We start from the raw sequence: 16,415 nt of genomic DNA on the forward strand, positions 1-16,415 counted from the left end.
AGATCCAAGAAAATGTCAGATCGTCGGCTCGCACCGGCAAATGCACAATCCGATTCATCCGAAGCGTCACTTGATCTCACTCAAAAGCTTTATCGGATGACCAGCTAAAGTTCTGAACACGGCTGGCTTGTGAATACCGCTCTCCCACAGATTTGACCACGCGTTTGCGAGGAGGACAAAATGATAATTCAAGATGCGATGTTGGTGCTAAAGGCCTATCCGACACCCACCAGTGAAGAGGTCATCGCTTCTGGAATTCAGTTGGCTGGATCGCTCAACTGCCGCATCTCTGCTTTTGTGCCAGAAACCCTGATTCAAGTGCCGGGCTCGTTTCTGGGGAATTCTCTGATAAACATCTCGGGAATGGCGGCTCTCGAGATGGACAAGAGCAAACGAAACGCGGCCACTCTTATCAAGCTCTTTCGCGATTTAGCAGAACGAAATGGGATACAGCACGAAGTCATAAAGGAACGAGAACTCGCAGGCCGGATTCCCGCTTTGACGGCTGAGTATGCTCGCCTGAAGGATTTGATTCTTCTGCCCGTTAGCCAGAATGACCTCGTCGACCAGTGGGATACCGAGACCATTATTTTTAACTCCGCTCGACCGGTTCTGCTGTTGCCAGAGCGGGCCACCTCTCCAAATGCATCCATCGACTCGATCGGGGTTGCCTGGGACTACAGTCGTGCAGCCGCTCGTGCCGTGGCCGATGCAATGCCTATTCTCAGGCTCGCAAAAAAGGTGCACGTTGTTATCGTTCTCAACGAGAAAGACTTCGACGTTACTCGGAAGACACACGAAATCGGGGCTTATTTAGCTCGGCATCAAGTGAATGTTGAAGTTCACGGAATTGATTCCGCCGGGCAATCTATCGGCGAAGTGCTGAAAGATTTCGCCAATCATCATAGGCTGGACTTATTGGTGATGGGAGCCTACGGCCACTCTCGCTTTCGAGAATTCGTCCTTGGAGGCGCGACGAGATCCATGATTGCCAATCCGCCCGTTCCTTTGTTGCTTTCACATTGACGTCGAAGCCAACATCGAGGGGGCATTTGTGCCTATCGCGGATGGCGCTGAAACACGGATCAATGAAGGCCTGAGCGAGCGAGAGGCAAAGGAGCGCCTTCTTCGCGTCGGCCCTAACCTTCTTCGCAACGTTCGATCAAGAACGCTCCTGGACATCGTCAAAGACACGATGCACGAGCCGACATTCGTTCTGCTAATCATAGCTGCTGGCCTCTATCTGATATTCGGCGATATTGGTCAGGGCCTGTTTATATCCGCGGGTGCACTCGCTTCATTAGGATTAGTCATCCTCCAGGAAACGCGCACTGAACGCGCCTTGCGCGCCCTCAATGCGCTAGCCGAACCCCATGCCAGAGTCATCCGCGCTGGCAGGACGCATCGAATCCGTGCTTCTGAAGTCGTCCCTGGTGATATTGCTCTGATCGCGGCTGGCGAACGGATACCTGCCGACGGTGAAATTCTATCAGAACAACCGATTACCGTGGACGAGTCTTTACTCAGTGGCGAGTCTGTCCCACTCATTAAATTTGCCACGGCAAGCATCAGGGATGATTTCTCCGATCAAAGCACAAGGGCCTTCGCCGGAACGCTGGTCGTGAAAGGTGAAAGCATCATCCGCGTAACTGAGACGGGTCCTCAGACACAGCTCGGAAGAATTGGCGCATCGCTCATAAGCGTGCAATCCGAGCCTACACCATTGCAACAGACATCAATGAAATTGGTACGGCAGTTGGGGCTGCTTTCCATTATCTTTTGTCTGCTCATCATTTTTGTCTACGGGACCGTCCTGAACGACTGGATGGGCGGCGCTCTAGCCGGAATTACACTCTCGATCGCTCTCATTCCTGAAGAGTTTCCCATGGTGCTCGCCGTCTTCATGGCTTTAGGCGCATGGCGACTGGCAAAAAAGCGCGTTCTCGTTCGCCGGGGAGCGGCTGTTGAAACGCTCGGTGCCATAACTTCACTATGTGTCGATAAGACCGGCACGCTCACCGAAAATCGGATGTCAGTAGCAAGCATATGGGTAAATGGAAATTTCCATTCTGCCACCGATCATCAGTCGGACGTAGCGACGGTGTTAGCGGTAGCCGCTCTCGCTTCTCCGGTTCATCCGCTAGATCCGATGGATATCGCCCTTCATCAAGCGACGCCGTCGGCCGCAACTGATCTCCAAGTGACCGACAGTGACCCATACTCCGAGCATCCTCTTGAGCCAAAGCTTCTTGCGGTGATCAACGCCTGGCGAAGACACAGTGACACTTTGCTCGCAGCAAAGGGAGCACCGGAAGCCATTTTTGAAATTTGCAGAATGGAGGCCGATTTACGCGATCGACTATTGAAAATTGTCAAGCAGATGGCCGATGAGGGATTGCGTGTGCTCGGTGTGGCTTCCCGCACTCTCTCAGGCGTCGCGCCGAATAACCTAGCAGAACCGACATTTGAATTTGGAGGATTGGTCGGCTTTAGAGACCCCGTGCGCTCGGGCATCGCGAATGCAATTTCCACGGCTCGCCGCGCCGGTATCTCGGTTTATATGATCACGGGCGACCATTCCGCCACCGCTCGGGCAATCGCAAAGGCCGCAGGTATTTCAGTGAGTGCGGGCGTCATTAACGGCTCTGAAATCGCCGCCATGACGGTCGCAGATCGTCGGGAATGTTTGCGGACTGTGCGCGTTTTTGCCCGGGTCATGCCCGAAGAGAAATTGTTGATAGTCCAAGCGCTGAAAGAGGACGGAAAGATTGTCGCCATGACTGGAGATGGCGTGAATGACGGACCTGCCTTAAAGGCGGCTCATGTCGGCATCGCCATGGGAAACAGAGGAACGGACGTTGCGCGAGAAGCTGCGGATATCGTTCTGCTCGATGATAGCTTCATCTCGATTATGGAAGGTATCGAGCTCGGTCGACGAATCTTCGTAAATCTTCGAAAAGCACTCATTTTTATTACCGCTACGCATATTCCGATTGCGGGGCTGGCCTTGTTGCCCTTGCTCTTAGGGCTTCCTCCGCTTTTCTTCCCTGTTCATATTATTCTGCTCGAACTGGCAATCGATCCCCTCTGCGCGCTGGTTTTCGAGGCAGAACCGGGGGCACCAAACAGCATGAACCAACCGCCGCGCGACACCAAAATCACGCTGTTCGGCCGCAGCGAGCTGCTCCTGAGTGCGGTTCAGGGCAGCGTAATTTTATTTGGGACCCTCGCGATCTACGTTTTAATGCTCCGCAGCGATTTCTCGCCTGCTGAAGCCCGCGCCGCAGCCTTTATCACCCTTATTTTCAGCAATTGTACGCTCGCTTTTGCGGAATCCGCAGAGGCAGGAACACAGTTCTTCGATCGCCGCCGAATGGTGTTCTGGGCAATTCTGGGACTAGTTTTACTCGCAATCCTCATCATCCTTATGGTGCCCAGTATAAGCCAAATAATGCAGACCTCGGCGCCGTCTCTTCCTATTTTGGCTTTAGTTAGCGCAAGTTCAATCATACTGGGCGGGTGGTTCGGAATGACCAAATATATTTTCTGGATAACCCGCAAACCGGTCCCAATCGACGACAAGCCATAGCTTCGACTTGAATACGAACGGTGGCCTCGTTACCCGAGCAGGCTGCTTAAAGCGCGCATGATGAGCCGCATCAAATAAGCCGCGATACAAACTCCGAAACTACGACATTATCGGATCGGCAATCACACGGTGAAAGAGGAAAACCGCTGTGCGCGCCGATGCTCGTGATGTTGATCTAGGTCAAACCGAACTCGCTGCGGACGAGCATCGTTGTTGCTTCATATCGAGGTCGGAGAAATTCCATGCAACGCTTAGCTATTTTCACGGCGCTTCTGTTCACTGCCTTGACTTATCCCGCGCATGCTCAATCGCCAGCCGATCACAATGGCCATCATGGGCGCCAGGACCAAGTGGAAGGCCCCGCGCAAACGACCTGTCCTGGCGATCAATCAGGAGAGCGAGATGGCATGATGGAAATGATGAAGCATAGCATGAAGGAGCGCACTAAAATGGGCGGCCACATGGCAGGCTCACCCATTATGTTTCGTATGATTTTTGCACTAATGGATGCCGATGGCGACGGAGCCATCTCATTATCAGAGTTTCAGGCCGCTCACGAACGACTCTTCAAGGCAATGGATAGCAACAAGGACAGCAAGCTTACTCCGGAAGAAATAGGAGCATTCATGCACTCGAGCATGGATGGGGGCTCGCTGCGATAGCTATCCAGAAATAAGAGCCACTACATGAATCGGAGGAACAAATGATGATGTATGGGTGGTCCGATACGATGGGATTTTCTGAACCGACCCACTTGCTCTTTTTCTTAGCGTTGATAGCGCTGGTGATTTATCCAATTGGCCGTATCCTTAACAGAATCGGGCTATCGCCGCTTTGGTCCGTGCTCGCGTTCATACCCATCCTCAATCTATTAGCACTTTGGATCGTGGCATTTAGCGATTGGTCAAATCAAAAAAATCACGCCTGAGCTGACCTGGCTTTTTTGGACCAAGCTTTATGGTGCGGAGATGACAGCTAATATCGTACGCAACTGGTTCGCAAAGCTGGGGGCAAAACGCTCTACATTGCGCCGGGCAGCCCATGGGAAAACGGCTATTGCGAGTCCTTCAACGGCAAGCTGCGTGACGAATGCCTAAACGGTGAAATCTTTTCTGCCTGCCGACTTGTCGTGCATGTTTGAAAAAGATCGATACTGAAACTGACGGCCCTGTTGCGCAGCGCAAAGACGGATCGCCTTGGCCAGACAGGCAGTCGTTCAGTAGGGATTGGCGCGAAACTGCACGCGCGGCGGGAATTCCCGACAACGTCAAAAACATGGACAGCCGCGCCTCGGGCGTAACCGAAGCGTCCGAAGCTGGCGTCTCCGACGATGACATCATCAAGCAGACTGGCCACGTGGACAAAGTGATGGTGCAGGAAGTTTATACGCGCGACGGTCCGGAGGTCTCACGAAGGTCACACGAACAGCGGCATCGCGAAGCCAAGCGGCAAATTCACACGCCTCAGCAAGTGATGTGGGCGATAAGCCTTATCGTAAGGCGTATTTCCACGCTATCGTAACACGGCGCTGAAAACTGACGTAAGTCTTTGATTTAATGGCGCGCCATTCGGAATAAAACTGCGAACTCCTACATCATTGAAATATCGATATAATTTAGCAGCCGACCAGAACGGCATAGCAAAACAATAGCTGCTCCCGATCCGGCCGCCTGCTTCAAGACGAAGGCAAGGTCAGTTGGGTGGCTGAAGAAGAGCCGGATGACCTGCTCGACTAGTAACCACGGCGTTACTCGCAAGGAGACACCGAGCGTCAGACCCACTCAGGATCCGCAGTTAAATCAACAGTGAGCCAAGCTTGTGGCCATGACACGCCTAGGCGGGCAGCCACTTCCCGTCGAATGGCGTCGACTGCGTGAACGGTCTCAACGCGAAAATCAGCACCCACGAGGATGTGAATCTCGATGAACCTTACACGTCCCACCTGAGCAACGTGGCTTGAATAACGCAAGAATCCTCGCTCAACCATCAGAGCGTCCAGAACCGATCGCACGCTCTGGTCGAGATCTTTTGGTGCCACCTCCAACACATCACGAATGGCGGAGACTAAGGTTTTAAGAGGGATCGGAAAAAGGACCAACGACATGCAAAGCAGTGCAATGGGGTCAACAAAAGGAATCAATCGGCTGTAAGCCGACCCATCCAGAACTACCGCAATTCCATAGGCGACGAGAAGCGCGAAGCTCAGCAGCGCACTTAGAAGCCAACCACGCGCGTCGACAGTAAGCAATATCGACCTTTGCAGCCGCGCCAACCGACCCATGTAGATGGCCATGGCCATTCCTGAAACAAACATCGTGGCGGCCCAGACGACGCCAATCTCATACGAGACGGTCTGTCCGCCGCTCGTCAATCCCTGGAGGCCATTGATGGCCGCGTAAACGCAGACAGTGACGAGAATTGCACTTTCGATCACTCCGACTAAAGGCTCCAGGTGCCAATAGCCAAACTGAAATCGCAGTGTTGGCTCCTGCATTAAGAGCTTCGATACGGTGAGAGCCCCAAACGTCAGCATCACATCAATGAAGCTATACATTCCATCGAACAAGATGGCTCGGGAGCCAATTGCCAGGCCGGCAGCGACACCCGTCAAGCCGGTCAACGCTGTCACCAGTATGGAGAGTTTCAGCGCCGCTTGTTCCGAAGTCGGCTTCAGCTTTTCATGCATCGTCGACCACCTAGGTATTCGACTTCCAAATCGAAGCACGATCCGTACCGGCGCGCCGCTCATTAGTAGAATGGCATAATAGGCATAAGTCGCTGCGACGGACACAGCGAAGAGGCTGCGCTTCCAATGGGTTACTGATCGTAGACCCCAGCCGGCGGCGTAGTGACCGCATCGATTTTGAGCGAAAATTTCCGAATACATTCCACGATATAAAGAGGCTGGCCGATCGGCGTCGACCGCGACAGGTGCGACGCCGAAACCGATTTGTTGAACGTGCTGGAAAATCAACGCCGAATGCAGATGAACAATCGGAAGGACGACGTGGGCGGCCTGGCCACGCTAATGACTATTGCGCGCGACGGCGTGGAGCAGAGCGTGGTGCATCATTAGTTCGAATATCTTCCCGGCGAATTATAATTAGGCCGCGAGCGACAGATTGGCAGGCGTGGCGGGCGGATGTGTGGCTACTCCACGAACCGCCAACCCTGCGTCACCTCAAGCTCCCTGGTTAGCACCAACAAGGAGCGAGGTCGATCCTCCGTTATATTGGCTCGCTTCCGTGCCCCAAATGGTTTGAGAACGGGATATGGGAAATGCCCGCGGAATCAGGCGGCTCCTAGTTTCACCAAATATGAGGAGACGATGATGGCGGGATTATTGGGCCCCCAGAAATTGGGGCCGCTGACGCCGCTGGTCGGCGAATGGGAAGGCGATGCGGGGATCGATTTATCGTACCACAACAAAGATGACGAAACATCCGAAACCACCTACTTCGAAAAGGCTTGGTTCAAGCCCATCCCGATCCAGGAGAATGGGCGTCAGGAATTGTGGGGCCTTCACTACGGCATGACCGCGTGGCGCCACGGCGAAGAGTCGATGGACCCGTTCCACGACGAGGTTGGTTTCCTATTGTGGGATAAGGCTCACGGCGAAGTCATGCGCACCGTCGTGTTCGGGCGCGGCATCGCGATCCTCGCTGGCAGCAGCGCTAAACCGCGTGACAGGATCCTGACGTTCAACGCTAGGCCCGGTGAGGCGCATTACGGCGTGCTGCAGAACAAGTATCTGCTGGAGCGCGCTGAAATCCGCGACTTCAAGAGCACCTTCACGATCAATGACGACGGCACCTTCAGCTACGCGTCCGATCTGCTCTTGAAACTCGCCGCCACCCGCGCGGAAATGCATCACACCGACAACAACACTCTACATCGCGTCAAGCATTATCACCCCCGCGCCGAATATGCCTGATTGATAAGCGCATCCATCTCGACGCCTTTATCGAGGCTTGTGCCTGCGATCTTGTGAGGGTCGGTGCCGAGTGCTTCGCCTCGGTGCGCTGCGGCTTGGACAGCGTTGGCCGCCGCTGACGCAAACGCAAATCCTGCGTTTGCGTCTACTTTACGTCCCATAACCGCGTTCGCCGCCTTTACGCTTATTGCTTTTGCCGGCACGCGATATGTGCGGCGGCAGGTGCTTGACAACTTCTGCGCCGAAGACGGAGAGAAGCCATACAAACTTCTCCTGCCGAAGCACATTCGTAAGCGCCGTGACGCGCGTGCGGATAGACCAGAGTCGGCAAACGCTTTTATAAAGGCGCTAAGGCAAGTTTTCAAATACGCTGTCGATAACGACTATGTCGTCTCTAATCTGGCGCAAGCCGTCCCATATCTGAAGGCAAAAGGTGACGGCCATCACACGTGGATGCTGGAAGAGGTGGAGCGTTTCGAACGCACGCATCCCATCGGCAGTACGGCCCGCCTCGCTCTTGCATTGATGATCTACACCGGCCAGCGGCGATCCGATGCCGTTTTGCTCGGGCCAAACCACTTCAAGGATGGCTGGCTGCATTTCACGCAGTTCAAAGGACGCGAACGCAAACCCATCACACTCGACGTTCCGATCCTCCCTGAGCTTCAGCGCATTATTGATGCCACCGCATGCGGGACGGACACTTCCCTGTTGAATGGCTGACCTGCCACTGAACTTTCATCCAGCGGCGATTAGAGTCTCGGCGGATTTTACGCCGTCGGGCGCGGGTAGAGCAACGTGCGATCGGCGGAGCTGGTCTGGGGTGCGCAGCCGATCGCATGTTGCGGTGAGATTGGCGGCATAGGCCGCCGGGGTGAGATAGCCCAGCGCCGAGTGCGGGCGCTGCTCGTTGTAATCATCGGCCCAATCCGCGATCTTTGTCCGGGCATGATCGAGGCCGAAGAACAGGCTCTCATTGAGCAGCTCGTCCCGCATCCGGCCGTTGAAGCTCTCGCAGAATCCGTTCTGCATGGGCTTGCCCGGTGCGATGAAGTGCCAGAGGATCTTGTTCTCCTGCGCCCAGGCGAGCATGGCGTTCGACGTAAACTCGGTGCCATGATCGGAGACGATCATTCCCGGCTTGCCACGCTTGTCGATCAACGCCGTCAGTTCGCGCGCCACACGTCGTCCCGAGATCGATGTGTCGGGGATTGCAGCCAGACATTCCCGGGTGACATCATCGACGATGTTCAGGATACGGAAGCGCCGGCCACAGGCGAATTGGTCGTGCACAAAATCAACCGACCAGCGAGCATTCGGCGTGGGCTCGACAAGGATCGGCGCTCGTGTTCCCACGGCGCGGCGGCGGGCGCGCCGCTTGCGCACGGTGAGGCCTTCCTCCCGATAGAGCCGGTAGATGCGGTTGATCCCGGACGGTTCGCCGTCCTGGCGCAGCAGGACGAACAGCCGGCGGTAGCCGAAACGCTTCCGCTCGTTGGCGGGCTCACGCAGCCGCAATCGCAACTCCGTGTCCGGTGGCCGACATGATCGGTAGCGGATCGTTTTGCGATCGGCATTGACGATGTTGCAGGCCCGACGTTCTGAGAGGCCCAGTGCGGCCTGCAGATGCGCGACAGCTTCGCGCTTGGCGGCGGGCCCTACCATTTTTTTACCAGAAGCTCGCGAAGTGCGGCTGCATCCAGCATTTGCTCCGCCAAAAGCTTCTTCAGCTTGGCATTCTCGTCCTCGAGCTGCCGCAGCCGCTTGGCCTCGCTGACATCCATGCCGCCGTATTTGGCCTTCCAATTATACAGTGTCGCTTCCGAGACGCCGTGCTTGCGCGCGAGATCCGCAGTCTTCGCGCCCGCCTCATGTTCTCGCAAAACCCCGATAATCTGCTCTTCCGTAAACCTGGCTCGCTTCATTGGTCCGTCCTTCACAAGGCCAGACTCTAACTCTCCGTGGAGGAAATCGGCAGTGGCAGGTCACGCCGGGTATTGAATGATTGTACTCGGGAATGACGAATAGCACGGCATCGACAGCCGCGATGGCATCCTTAAAAGCCTTGCTGGCCAACGGCCTGCTCGTTTGGTGCGCAGCGAATCAAGAGCCTCTCAAAGAGGTAAAGATGATGGGATGGCATCCAAGCTGCCCAAGTCTGGTTGAAGGCTCGGCGAGGATCAGCACATCAGCAGAATTCTCGAGATTTCCCCTGGAGGCACCGGCTTGCTGAAAAAATATCCCTGCGCTTCAGTACAACCTTCTTGCCTCAAATAATCGAGCTCTATTTGAGTTTCCACCCCTTCACCTGTGATTGTCATTCCCAAGCTGTTTCCCAGGGTGGTGACCGCTCTAATGATCGCCATCGAATCTTCATTGTGGGAGAGATCGCGTACAAACGATTGGTCGATTTTAATTTTATCAAATGGGAAGCTCCGCAGATAACTTAGCGAAGAATATCCAGTCCCAAAATCATCCATTGAAATTCGCACGCCTAGTTCTCGCAATTGGTGTAGGATCGAAAGTGTCCTCTCATTTTCCAAGAGTAGAGCTGACTCGGTTATTTCTAATTCGAGGCGCTTTGATTTTAAGTCCGATTGCGTCAGGGCCCCAAAAACGACTTGGTGAAGATCGGAAGTTTTGAACTGGACGGGAGATAGATTGACGGCAACGCGAATTTCATTCGGCCACTTCGCTGCCTCTATGCACGCTTTACGAAGAACCCATTCTCCGATTGGAATAATTAGCCCTGTTTCCTCAGCAATCGGAATAAATTCAGCAGGCGATATCACCCCGCGCTTAGGGTGCTTCCAGCGCAGAAGTGCCTCAAAGGCACAAATCTGTTCGGACCTGATACTAACGATCGGCTGATAATAAAGCTCGAATTCACCATTCGAAAGCGCCGAGCGTAGATCCATTTCTATGGATCGCCTCGAACGCATCATGTCGTCCATCTCTGCCTCGAAAAAGCGACATGTATTCCCACCGTCCTCTTTAGCTCGGTGGAGTGCAATGTTGGCCTTCTTTAGAAGTTCATCAGTCCCATCAGCATCGGTTGACGCCATGGCAATACCGACACTCGCGCCAACGATCGCCTGGTGGTCGCCGAGCTCGAATGGAGCGCTGATGCAGTCAACAAGTTTAGACGCTAGCTTCGACGGATTTGTTGGATTATCAGCTTCGCATTGAAGAACGACAAATTCGTCATCGCCCAAACGCGCAACAGTGTCGCCCTTCTGAAGGCGTCCTCGCAAGCGATCGCCCACCTGACGTAGCAATTCATCGCCGTATTCGTGCCCCAAGGTATCATTCACACTCCTAAACCGGTCAAGGTCGAGAAAAAGAATGGCAAATCGCTCGCCGTGTCGTAAATTCCGGAAGCAGCTTTCGATTTGCTCGCGAATAGCGGCTCGGTTGAACAAGCCCGTTAAGGCGTCGTGCATCGCCATATGAGAGAGCTTGGCTTCTGCCTTCCGTTGCTCAGTAATGTCGTCGTGCGTTATTACCCATCCGCCATCGCGCATTGGCTGGTTAGAAATCGAGATTTCTCGATCATCGGTTGTTTCAATGATCCGTATTGTATTCTTAGCGGTCGCCAGTCGTGACAATAAGTCCGCTCGATATTGTTTAAGCTCTTTTGGAGCCCCCCCCGGTAGCACCGCGATGCTCCAACAATTCGTTCAGCGTACATCCCGGCTGAACAACCTCTCGTGGAAGCCCATACATCTCGACATAGCGATCGTTACAAAGAACGAGTCGCTCGTTGGCGTCGAGCATGACTAATCCCTGAGGCATATTGTTTATAGCCGCATCCAACTGCAGCTTTTGTTTTTCTAATGCTCTAGATGATCGTCTATACACCTGTAATTGCTGCCGCCCGATGAGAAGCAGGGTAATTCCAATCACTAAGGCGCACAAACTTGCGCTACCTATCAAAACCTTTGTCTGTTTGATCCACTGAGCAAGCGCGCTGGATAACGTTGTAGTTGCAACAACGGCAAGGGGATAATCGGACACCGCGTGGGCGGCGATAATACGTTCGACGCCGTCAACGACCCCGATTTGACGACCAGCACCATGATCGGAATCTTCTAGCAATTTTCTGAATAGCGCGTCCTTAAAGGAACCACCGATGAGAGAATCTACACGAGGGTAGCGGGCAAGCAGAATTCCGTCGCGTCTAAAGAGAGAAATTTAACTCCCAGGGTCTAGGGCAATCCGGCTAAAGAACGCCTCGAAATACCTCAATTCCATGGCTCCGAGAATCATCCCGAGGAATTCACCGCTCGGAGCAACGATCTTTTGCGCGCGGTAAATGGTCCATGTTCCGGTACCACGGTTACGCACAGGCTCGCTGATGAAGGAATTCAGTTCGGGGCTCGATTTAAGAGCCTTGAAATAGTCTCGGTCGCTAACGTTGACAGCCGGAATCGGCCAGTAACGAGAGAAGTTGATTAGCCTTCCGGTCGGATCGATTATTGTGATGGCATCAATATTAGGCAGTCCGCTTATCTTATCCCTGAGCGCCAAGTAAATATCTCGGCCAGACATTCGATACGCGAGCTCATTTTTTGACGAGACGCCTAGCGCCTTGATTTGCTCAAGGACACTCATTTGCACAAGTTCGAGTGCGTCGAACGCTCGGCTTGTCTCCTCGGCTAAAATTAAAGCCGTGTTTTTAAGTTCGCGCTGACTGTTAGCGATTGCCTGTTTACGAAAATCGAGGATGGTTTTGCCTGTGGCGATCACGATCGCGGCAATTAGAGCGAGGCCACACATCGCGAGCAGTTGAATCAGACGCGAGCGTGGCGCGTCATTTATCTGCGACCGAGTAGGTGGGGTTGTTTCGAAGTGCGGTTTTACGTCGCTCAACATGATACGCTCGGAAGAATAATTTCGAGCATAGCAAAAGCATTGGTAATCGCTTCTTTCGACTTAGGAGGAGGCGTCGAATTAGCTGTCCCAGTAGTCAACACGCGGTAAAAAGTCGTGAAAATTGTCGCAATTACTGTAGCAATCACGATCGCGCTTATAGTGAAGCGACGTAGTTAATCATCTGTCTTCGCCATGTAGGAAGCAACTTTGGCGCGGCCATGTATCTGATGAGTTGACGCAGCCAGCGACAGTGGGCGCCTATTTCTCATTCGTGAAAAATCGTAACTGTTGAATTAAACTGTTCAGTAACCGTGATCACTATCACAACCCTCAAGGAGTATTTCGTACGGCATTTCATGGCGAGCGAGGAACAGAGATGGGTGGTGTTCGGCTATTGCTCCTGGGAGCGGTGCTTCTATCGGCCGGTTGTGATCGCGATAGCGTGTCCGCGAGTGGAGTAGTTGTGAAGCAGTGCTCAAGCGGGTTGAAGATCGTTCAATGGAGGAAGGAACTATACGTTAAAACACTCACATCCTATGTGAAGTTGCAGAACGCGAGCGTTAATGGCGCCTGCGAGGCAATCAAGAATGTCGCAGGAGGTGATCGTGGATGATGAGATCATCGAAAGGTCACGTCGTGTGCAGTTTGAACCCAGTTATCCTGCTCGGATAGTAAGTATCGACGGTACGCGTTGTCTCAATTGTGAGATCATTGACATATCTCAGACTGATGCGCAGCTATCGGTTCAAGGGGCTATGAACGAGCTCAAGGAATTCTTCCTTGTCTTATCTACAGTTGGGAAACCGGCTCATCGACGCTGTCGGTTGGCCTGGGTGCGAGGCGATCGAGTTGGCGTCTTATTTCTGTTCGGCTCTTCCAAGAAACGCGCGGGTAGAGATGACACTGAGAATTTGCAGTCCAGCTCGAGCGATCCCGGACCGCGCGAAACTTGGATTTCCTAGCTCAGCACAAGACAATCATCCTCTCTGTTTGGTTGGCGAGTATTCGTCATGTAGGCAGGGAGCGACGTTGAACCAGATTCTCTGTCATACAATTCTGACTCCGCTATCGCGATAACACGCGTGTGCCGGACGACCATTGACGATCGCCGTCCACTGGACTGGCACCGATTTCCCATCCTGCCCCACCCCAGGTGGCATCGACAGCGCTCAGAACACCAGCACTGTCACGCACATAAAAAACATTCGGAGCGTTGAGAAAGAGAATTCCCACTTCACCGCTCGCCTGCGCCTTCAGGAGACACCAGAGGTCGGCGAGCCGCGTCTCATGACTGTCTCCAAGCTCTTCTATGATTTTGCTATCGCGGGACGATCTGAACAATGTGTAAAATCGGATTGCGGTAGAATCGGCAACATCCTCGGTCTTGCTGGCATAGCGGCGCAAGAAGGTCGCGCCGATCCATTGGATCCTGACTTCGGCGCTCGATGTGATATTTTTCTTAAAGTGCTCGCGAGCGTGGAATTGCCTCATGCCGACAAACGCGGATGTTGTCGGAGGGTCTAGCGGCTCTGCAGAAGTCGGAGGCAAAGAACAGGTCATTCGCACTCCCCAAATCAAGTTGAGGTGGTTCGACTCGCTGCTCGCACTATCCGGCGTTTGAGTACGGATAGTCTCTGTGTCCGCCACAGGGGTGATGACGGTGCGAACCACTAGCAATGTCAGAATGGTCACGAGAGCGAGGGAATAAAGATGTAGGCGAGCCATTTGTTGTCCTTGATCTTCGGCAAGCGCGATCAAGGTAAACAGGAGCTCTTGTAAGTAAATCGACTGGTTAATTCTTAGTTAATGGTAATATATTAGGAAAAATTTATCGTATTAAAGCATGCTTATTGAAAATAATATTATTCGATATTTTGATGGATATTTGATTTATTTTATAGATCTTCAGCTAACCAATTAAATTGCTGCGCTTTTTCTTTGGGTTTTGAGTGCGTTTGTAGGAGTGTCGGCACGATAAATGGCTGAGATTAGAAGTAACGACCCGCCATTTTTTTTCACTTATTTCTGCCCTCCCAAGAATTCCCGTCGCGCCCTGGAGGGCGAGGGAGCAATGGTTCGGCAATTATCCCCACTATTAGTCGAACCAAATCTGCTTGAGCCTCCTGAAAGAGCTTCGATTATGCACGGCTCCAAAGAATCCATGCCACAGGAGTAGCATGGCGGAACACAGCCTCCCTGATGCCCAGCTTACGGAGACGTGCTGCGATCTGGGCAGTCAGCGTGGCGAGACGCTCGAAGAACCTGCGGGAACCAAGTATCTGGTCTTCCGGCTCATCACCGGTCGTCTGTCGCCCAAAAAAGCCAGTGGGCCCAATTCGCTTTTCCGGCGACGGCCAGAGATTGCATTTTGACTATCTCCTTTGGCGCTGGTCATACGAGGGCTTCGGGTGCTGGCGGTCGATACCCCAGTGATGAGTGTGGACGCATCGTATTGTAGTGGCCGCGCCAGTGTTCGATCACGATCTGCGTCTCCCTCCGTGTGTAGAAGATCTCGCCGTTAAGAGCTCATCGCGCAGCTTTTCGTTGAAGCTCTCGCAATAGCCATACCCCCATGGACAGAATTGCGCCCGAAGCGCTTAACCGAGGACATTTCTCAGCGTCGGGCAGAGATTGTAACCTGGGGGCTGAGATCGCTCGTAGGCTGCGCCAAGACGAACCACATCATATTCCCCTAGTGCCCGGCCCACGATCTGCAGGCCTACGGGCATGCCATCCGCCGCAATTCCCGCGCAAACCGATCCTGCCGCCTGACCTGTGAGATTGAACGGATAGGTATAGTAGACCCATGACACGAGGTTGCGGTCGGACAAGTGCGCGGGAATGTTCACGCCGACATCCAGCGACGTGACCGGCACCACCGGCGAGACGATCGCATCATAAGTCTCGAACAGCGTTCGCACTTCATCGCGGAAGGCGTAACGCTCGAACACCTTGGTGTAGTAACTGCGCATGTCCTGCGACAGGGCCCCCTCCAGAACATCAGCAACTGCGGGATCGAGCATGTCGCGCTTGTTCTCGACGAAATCGCGCAGCCGGATGCCAACACCGGCATAGAATTCGGCGGTCCACAGATCGATCGGATCCTTGGCGAACGGACGGTCAATCTGTTCGACTTCGCAACCCAGATCTTCCAGCGTCCGTACAGCCCGTTCGATCACTTCGAGAACTTTAGGCGTCGGCTTGGCGTAACCGAAGGTCGGGCTGTAAGCGATGCGCATTCCCTTCACGCTCGCCTGCGCGGCTCCGAGCACATCCGGCACCGGGCCTGCAACGCTGAACGGATCGCGCGCATCATAGCCTGCGATGGCGGAAAACAGCAGCGCCGCGTCCTGCATCGAGCGCGCGATCGGCCCGACATGCGCGAGCGTCGGTGTGGCCGAGACGGGCCAGATCGGCACGCGGCCGAAATGCCCCTTGATGCCGGCAAGGCCGGAAAAGCTGCATGGAATGCGTATCGAACCACCGCCATCGGTGCCGAGACCGAACGGCGTAATACCGGCCGCAATCGAGGCCGCCGCACCGGCGCTGGAGCCGCCCGGCGTCTTGCTCTCATTCCACGGATTGCGCGTGATACCAGTGAGCAGATTGTCGCCGACCGGCTTGCAGCCGAATTCGCTGGTTGTCGTCTTGCCGATGATGATCGCGCCGGCCTGTCGTAACCGCTCCACTGCCGGTGCGTCTGCCGCGGCAATGTTGTTGGCCATCGTTTTCGACCCGGAGGCATAAGTCACGCCGCCAACGGCTATGAGATCCTTGACGCTGACCGGAATACCGTGGAGGAGCCCGAGCGGCTGACCGCGCATCACCGCGTCCTCCGCTGCCATCGCTGCGGCAAGTGCAGCCTCCGGCATCAGCGTGCTAAATGCATTAAGCGTCGATTGCGTCTCCTGCGCGGCCTCTAACGCGCGCAGTGTAACTTCAACCGGCGAGATTTCCTTGGCCGCGATCAGGCGCTTCAGCTTAACGGCGGATAAGGCATCGAATTTGGCCGACATC

The 16,415-nt window shown here is 54.1% G+C and carries 15 protein-coding genes and 3 pseudogenes; 9 read left to right on the forward strand and 9 right to left on the reverse strand.

From position 1 onward, the window contains the following. Positions 1-180: 180 nt before the first annotated feature. From AFIDRAFT_RS03350 to AFIDRAFT_RS03370, 5 genes and pseudogenes are all read left to right on the forward strand, one after another. Positions 181-1,026, forward strand: a complete 846-nt coding sequence (locus AFIDRAFT_RS03350) for a universal stress protein (protein WP_009337674.1) — start codon at positions 181-183, stop codon at positions 1,024-1,026. Further along, a complete protein-coding gene (locus tag AFIDRAFT_RS03355; RefSeq protein WP_156786832.1) occupies positions 989-3,589 on the forward strand; it encodes a cation-translocating P-type ATPase in 2,601 nt (866 codons plus the stop codon). Before AFIDRAFT_RS03350 ends, AFIDRAFT_RS03355 begins: the two co-directional genes overlap by 38 nt. A 242-nt stretch (positions 3,590-3,831) precedes the next feature. After that, positions 3,832-4,251: an EF-hand domain-containing protein gene (locus tag AFIDRAFT_RS19950; RefSeq protein WP_009337676.1), complete on the forward strand. Its 420-nt coding sequence runs from the start codon at positions 3,832-3,834 to the stop codon at positions 4,249-4,251. A 327-nt stretch (positions 4,252-4,578) separates the two neighbouring features. Further along, positions 4,579-4,700, forward strand: a pseudogene (locus tag AFIDRAFT_RS19210) (integrase core domain-containing protein); the annotation flags it as partial. 26 nt (positions 4,701-4,726) lie between these two features. After that, a complete protein-coding gene (locus AFIDRAFT_RS03370) occupies positions 4,727-5,110 on the forward strand; it encodes a site-specific integrase (protein ID WP_040297775.1) in 384 nt (127 codons plus the stop codon). A gap of 250 nt (positions 5,111-5,360) precedes the next feature. Here AFIDRAFT_RS03370 and AFIDRAFT_RS03380 read toward each other — a convergent pair whose 3' ends face one another. Next, positions 5,361-6,275 (reverse strand): cation diffusion facilitator family transporter, encoded by a 915-nt coding sequence (locus tag AFIDRAFT_RS03380; protein WP_009337679.1) that lies wholly within the window; start codon positions 6,273-6,275, stop codon positions 5,361-5,363. Positions 6,276-6,920: 645 nt separating this feature from the next. On the opposite strand from AFIDRAFT_RS03380, the gene AFIDRAFT_RS03385 reads away from it, so the two are divergent. Both AFIDRAFT_RS03385 and AFIDRAFT_RS03390 read left to right on the forward strand, forming a co-directional pair. Further along, a complete protein-coding gene (locus AFIDRAFT_RS03385) occupies positions 6,921-7,523 on the forward strand; it encodes a heme-binding beta-barrel domain-containing protein (protein ID WP_009337680.1) in 603 nt (200 codons plus the stop codon). Between the two features lie 105 nt (positions 7,524-7,628). Continuing rightward, the gene (locus tag AFIDRAFT_RS03390) at positions 7,629-8,246 is read left to right on the forward strand and encodes a site-specific integrase (RefSeq protein WP_009337681.1); all 618 of its coding nucleotides are present in this window, start codon (positions 7,629-7,631) and stop codon (positions 8,244-8,246) included. A gap of 15 nt (positions 8,247-8,261) precedes the next feature. Here AFIDRAFT_RS03390 and AFIDRAFT_RS03395 read toward each other — a convergent pair. From AFIDRAFT_RS03395 to AFIDRAFT_RS03410, 5 genes and pseudogenes are all read right to left on the reverse strand, one after another. Beyond that, positions 8,262-9,448, reverse strand: a protein-coding gene (locus AFIDRAFT_RS03395; protein ID WP_156786833.1) for an IS3 family transposase whose coding sequence is annotated in 2 segments (ribosomal slippage) — positions 8,262-9,196 and positions 9,196-9,448 — 1,188 coding nt in all. Because the reading frame shifts where the segments join, the coding sequence is not laid out codon by codon here. A gap of 64 nt (positions 9,449-9,512) precedes the next feature. Then, positions 9,513-9,602, reverse strand: a pseudogene (locus AFIDRAFT_RS20105) (NAD(P)H-dependent oxidoreductase); the annotation flags it as partial. A gap of 101 nt (positions 9,603-9,703) precedes the next feature. After that, positions 9,704-11,131 (reverse strand): putative bifunctional diguanylate cyclase/phosphodiesterase, encoded by a 1,428-nt coding sequence (locus tag AFIDRAFT_RS03405; protein ID WP_156786834.1) that lies wholly within the window; start codon positions 11,129-11,131, stop codon positions 9,704-9,706. Positions 11,132-11,150: 19 nt separating this feature from the next. Beyond that, complete coding sequence (locus tag AFIDRAFT_RS20320) at positions 11,151-11,717, reverse strand: PAS-domain containing protein (protein WP_502685475.1); 567 nt, start codon at positions 11,715-11,717, stop codon at positions 11,151-11,153. Next, on the reverse strand, positions 11,718-12,398 hold the full coding sequence (locus AFIDRAFT_RS03410) for a PDC sensor domain-containing protein (RefSeq protein ID WP_009337685.1): 681 nt from the start codon (positions 12,396-12,398) through the stop codon (positions 11,718-11,720). It abuts the gene before it with no gap. A 587-nt stretch (positions 12,399-12,985) separates the two neighbouring features. Between AFIDRAFT_RS03410 and AFIDRAFT_RS19225 the strand changes: the two genes are divergently transcribed. Further along, entirely contained in the window at positions 12,986-13,360 is a 375-nt protein-coding gene (locus AFIDRAFT_RS19225; protein ID WP_349509549.1) for a PilZ domain-containing protein, read from the forward strand. 103 nt (positions 13,361-13,463) lie between these two features. On the opposite strand, the gene AFIDRAFT_RS03415 is transcribed toward AFIDRAFT_RS19225, so the two are convergent. After that, positions 13,464-14,156 carry a hypothetical protein gene (locus AFIDRAFT_RS03415; protein ID WP_156786835.1) on the reverse strand — a complete coding sequence of 231 codons (693 nt, stop codon included), beginning with the start codon at positions 14,154-14,156 and terminating at the stop codon, positions 13,464-13,466. 419 nt (positions 14,157-14,575) lie between these two features. Between AFIDRAFT_RS03415 and AFIDRAFT_RS19685 the strand changes: the two genes are divergently transcribed. After that, positions 14,576-14,770 carry a hypothetical protein gene (locus tag AFIDRAFT_RS19685; RefSeq protein WP_009337688.1) on the forward strand — a complete coding sequence of 65 codons (195 nt, stop codon included), beginning with the start codon at positions 14,576-14,578 and terminating at the stop codon, positions 14,768-14,770. Positions 14,771-14,789: 19 nt separating this feature from the next. Here the strand turns inward: AFIDRAFT_RS19685 and AFIDRAFT_RS19230 are convergent. Both AFIDRAFT_RS19230 and AFIDRAFT_RS03420 read right to left on the reverse strand, forming a co-directional pair. Beyond that, positions 14,790-14,974: pseudogene (locus tag AFIDRAFT_RS19230) on the reverse strand (integrase core domain-containing protein); the annotation flags it as partial. Between the two features lie 21 nt (positions 14,975-14,995). Beyond that, positions 14,996-16,414 carry an amidase gene (locus AFIDRAFT_RS03420; RefSeq protein ID WP_009337689.1) on the reverse strand — a complete coding sequence of 473 codons (1,419 nt, stop codon included), beginning with the start codon at positions 16,412-16,414 and terminating at the stop codon, positions 14,996-14,998. Position 16,415 lies beyond the last annotated feature (1 nt).

This window comes from Afipia sp. 1NLS2 (genome assembly GCF_000178995.1).
In the GTDB taxonomy this organism is placed as follows: domain Bacteria; phylum Pseudomonadota; class Alphaproteobacteria; order Rhizobiales; family Xanthobacteraceae; genus Afipia.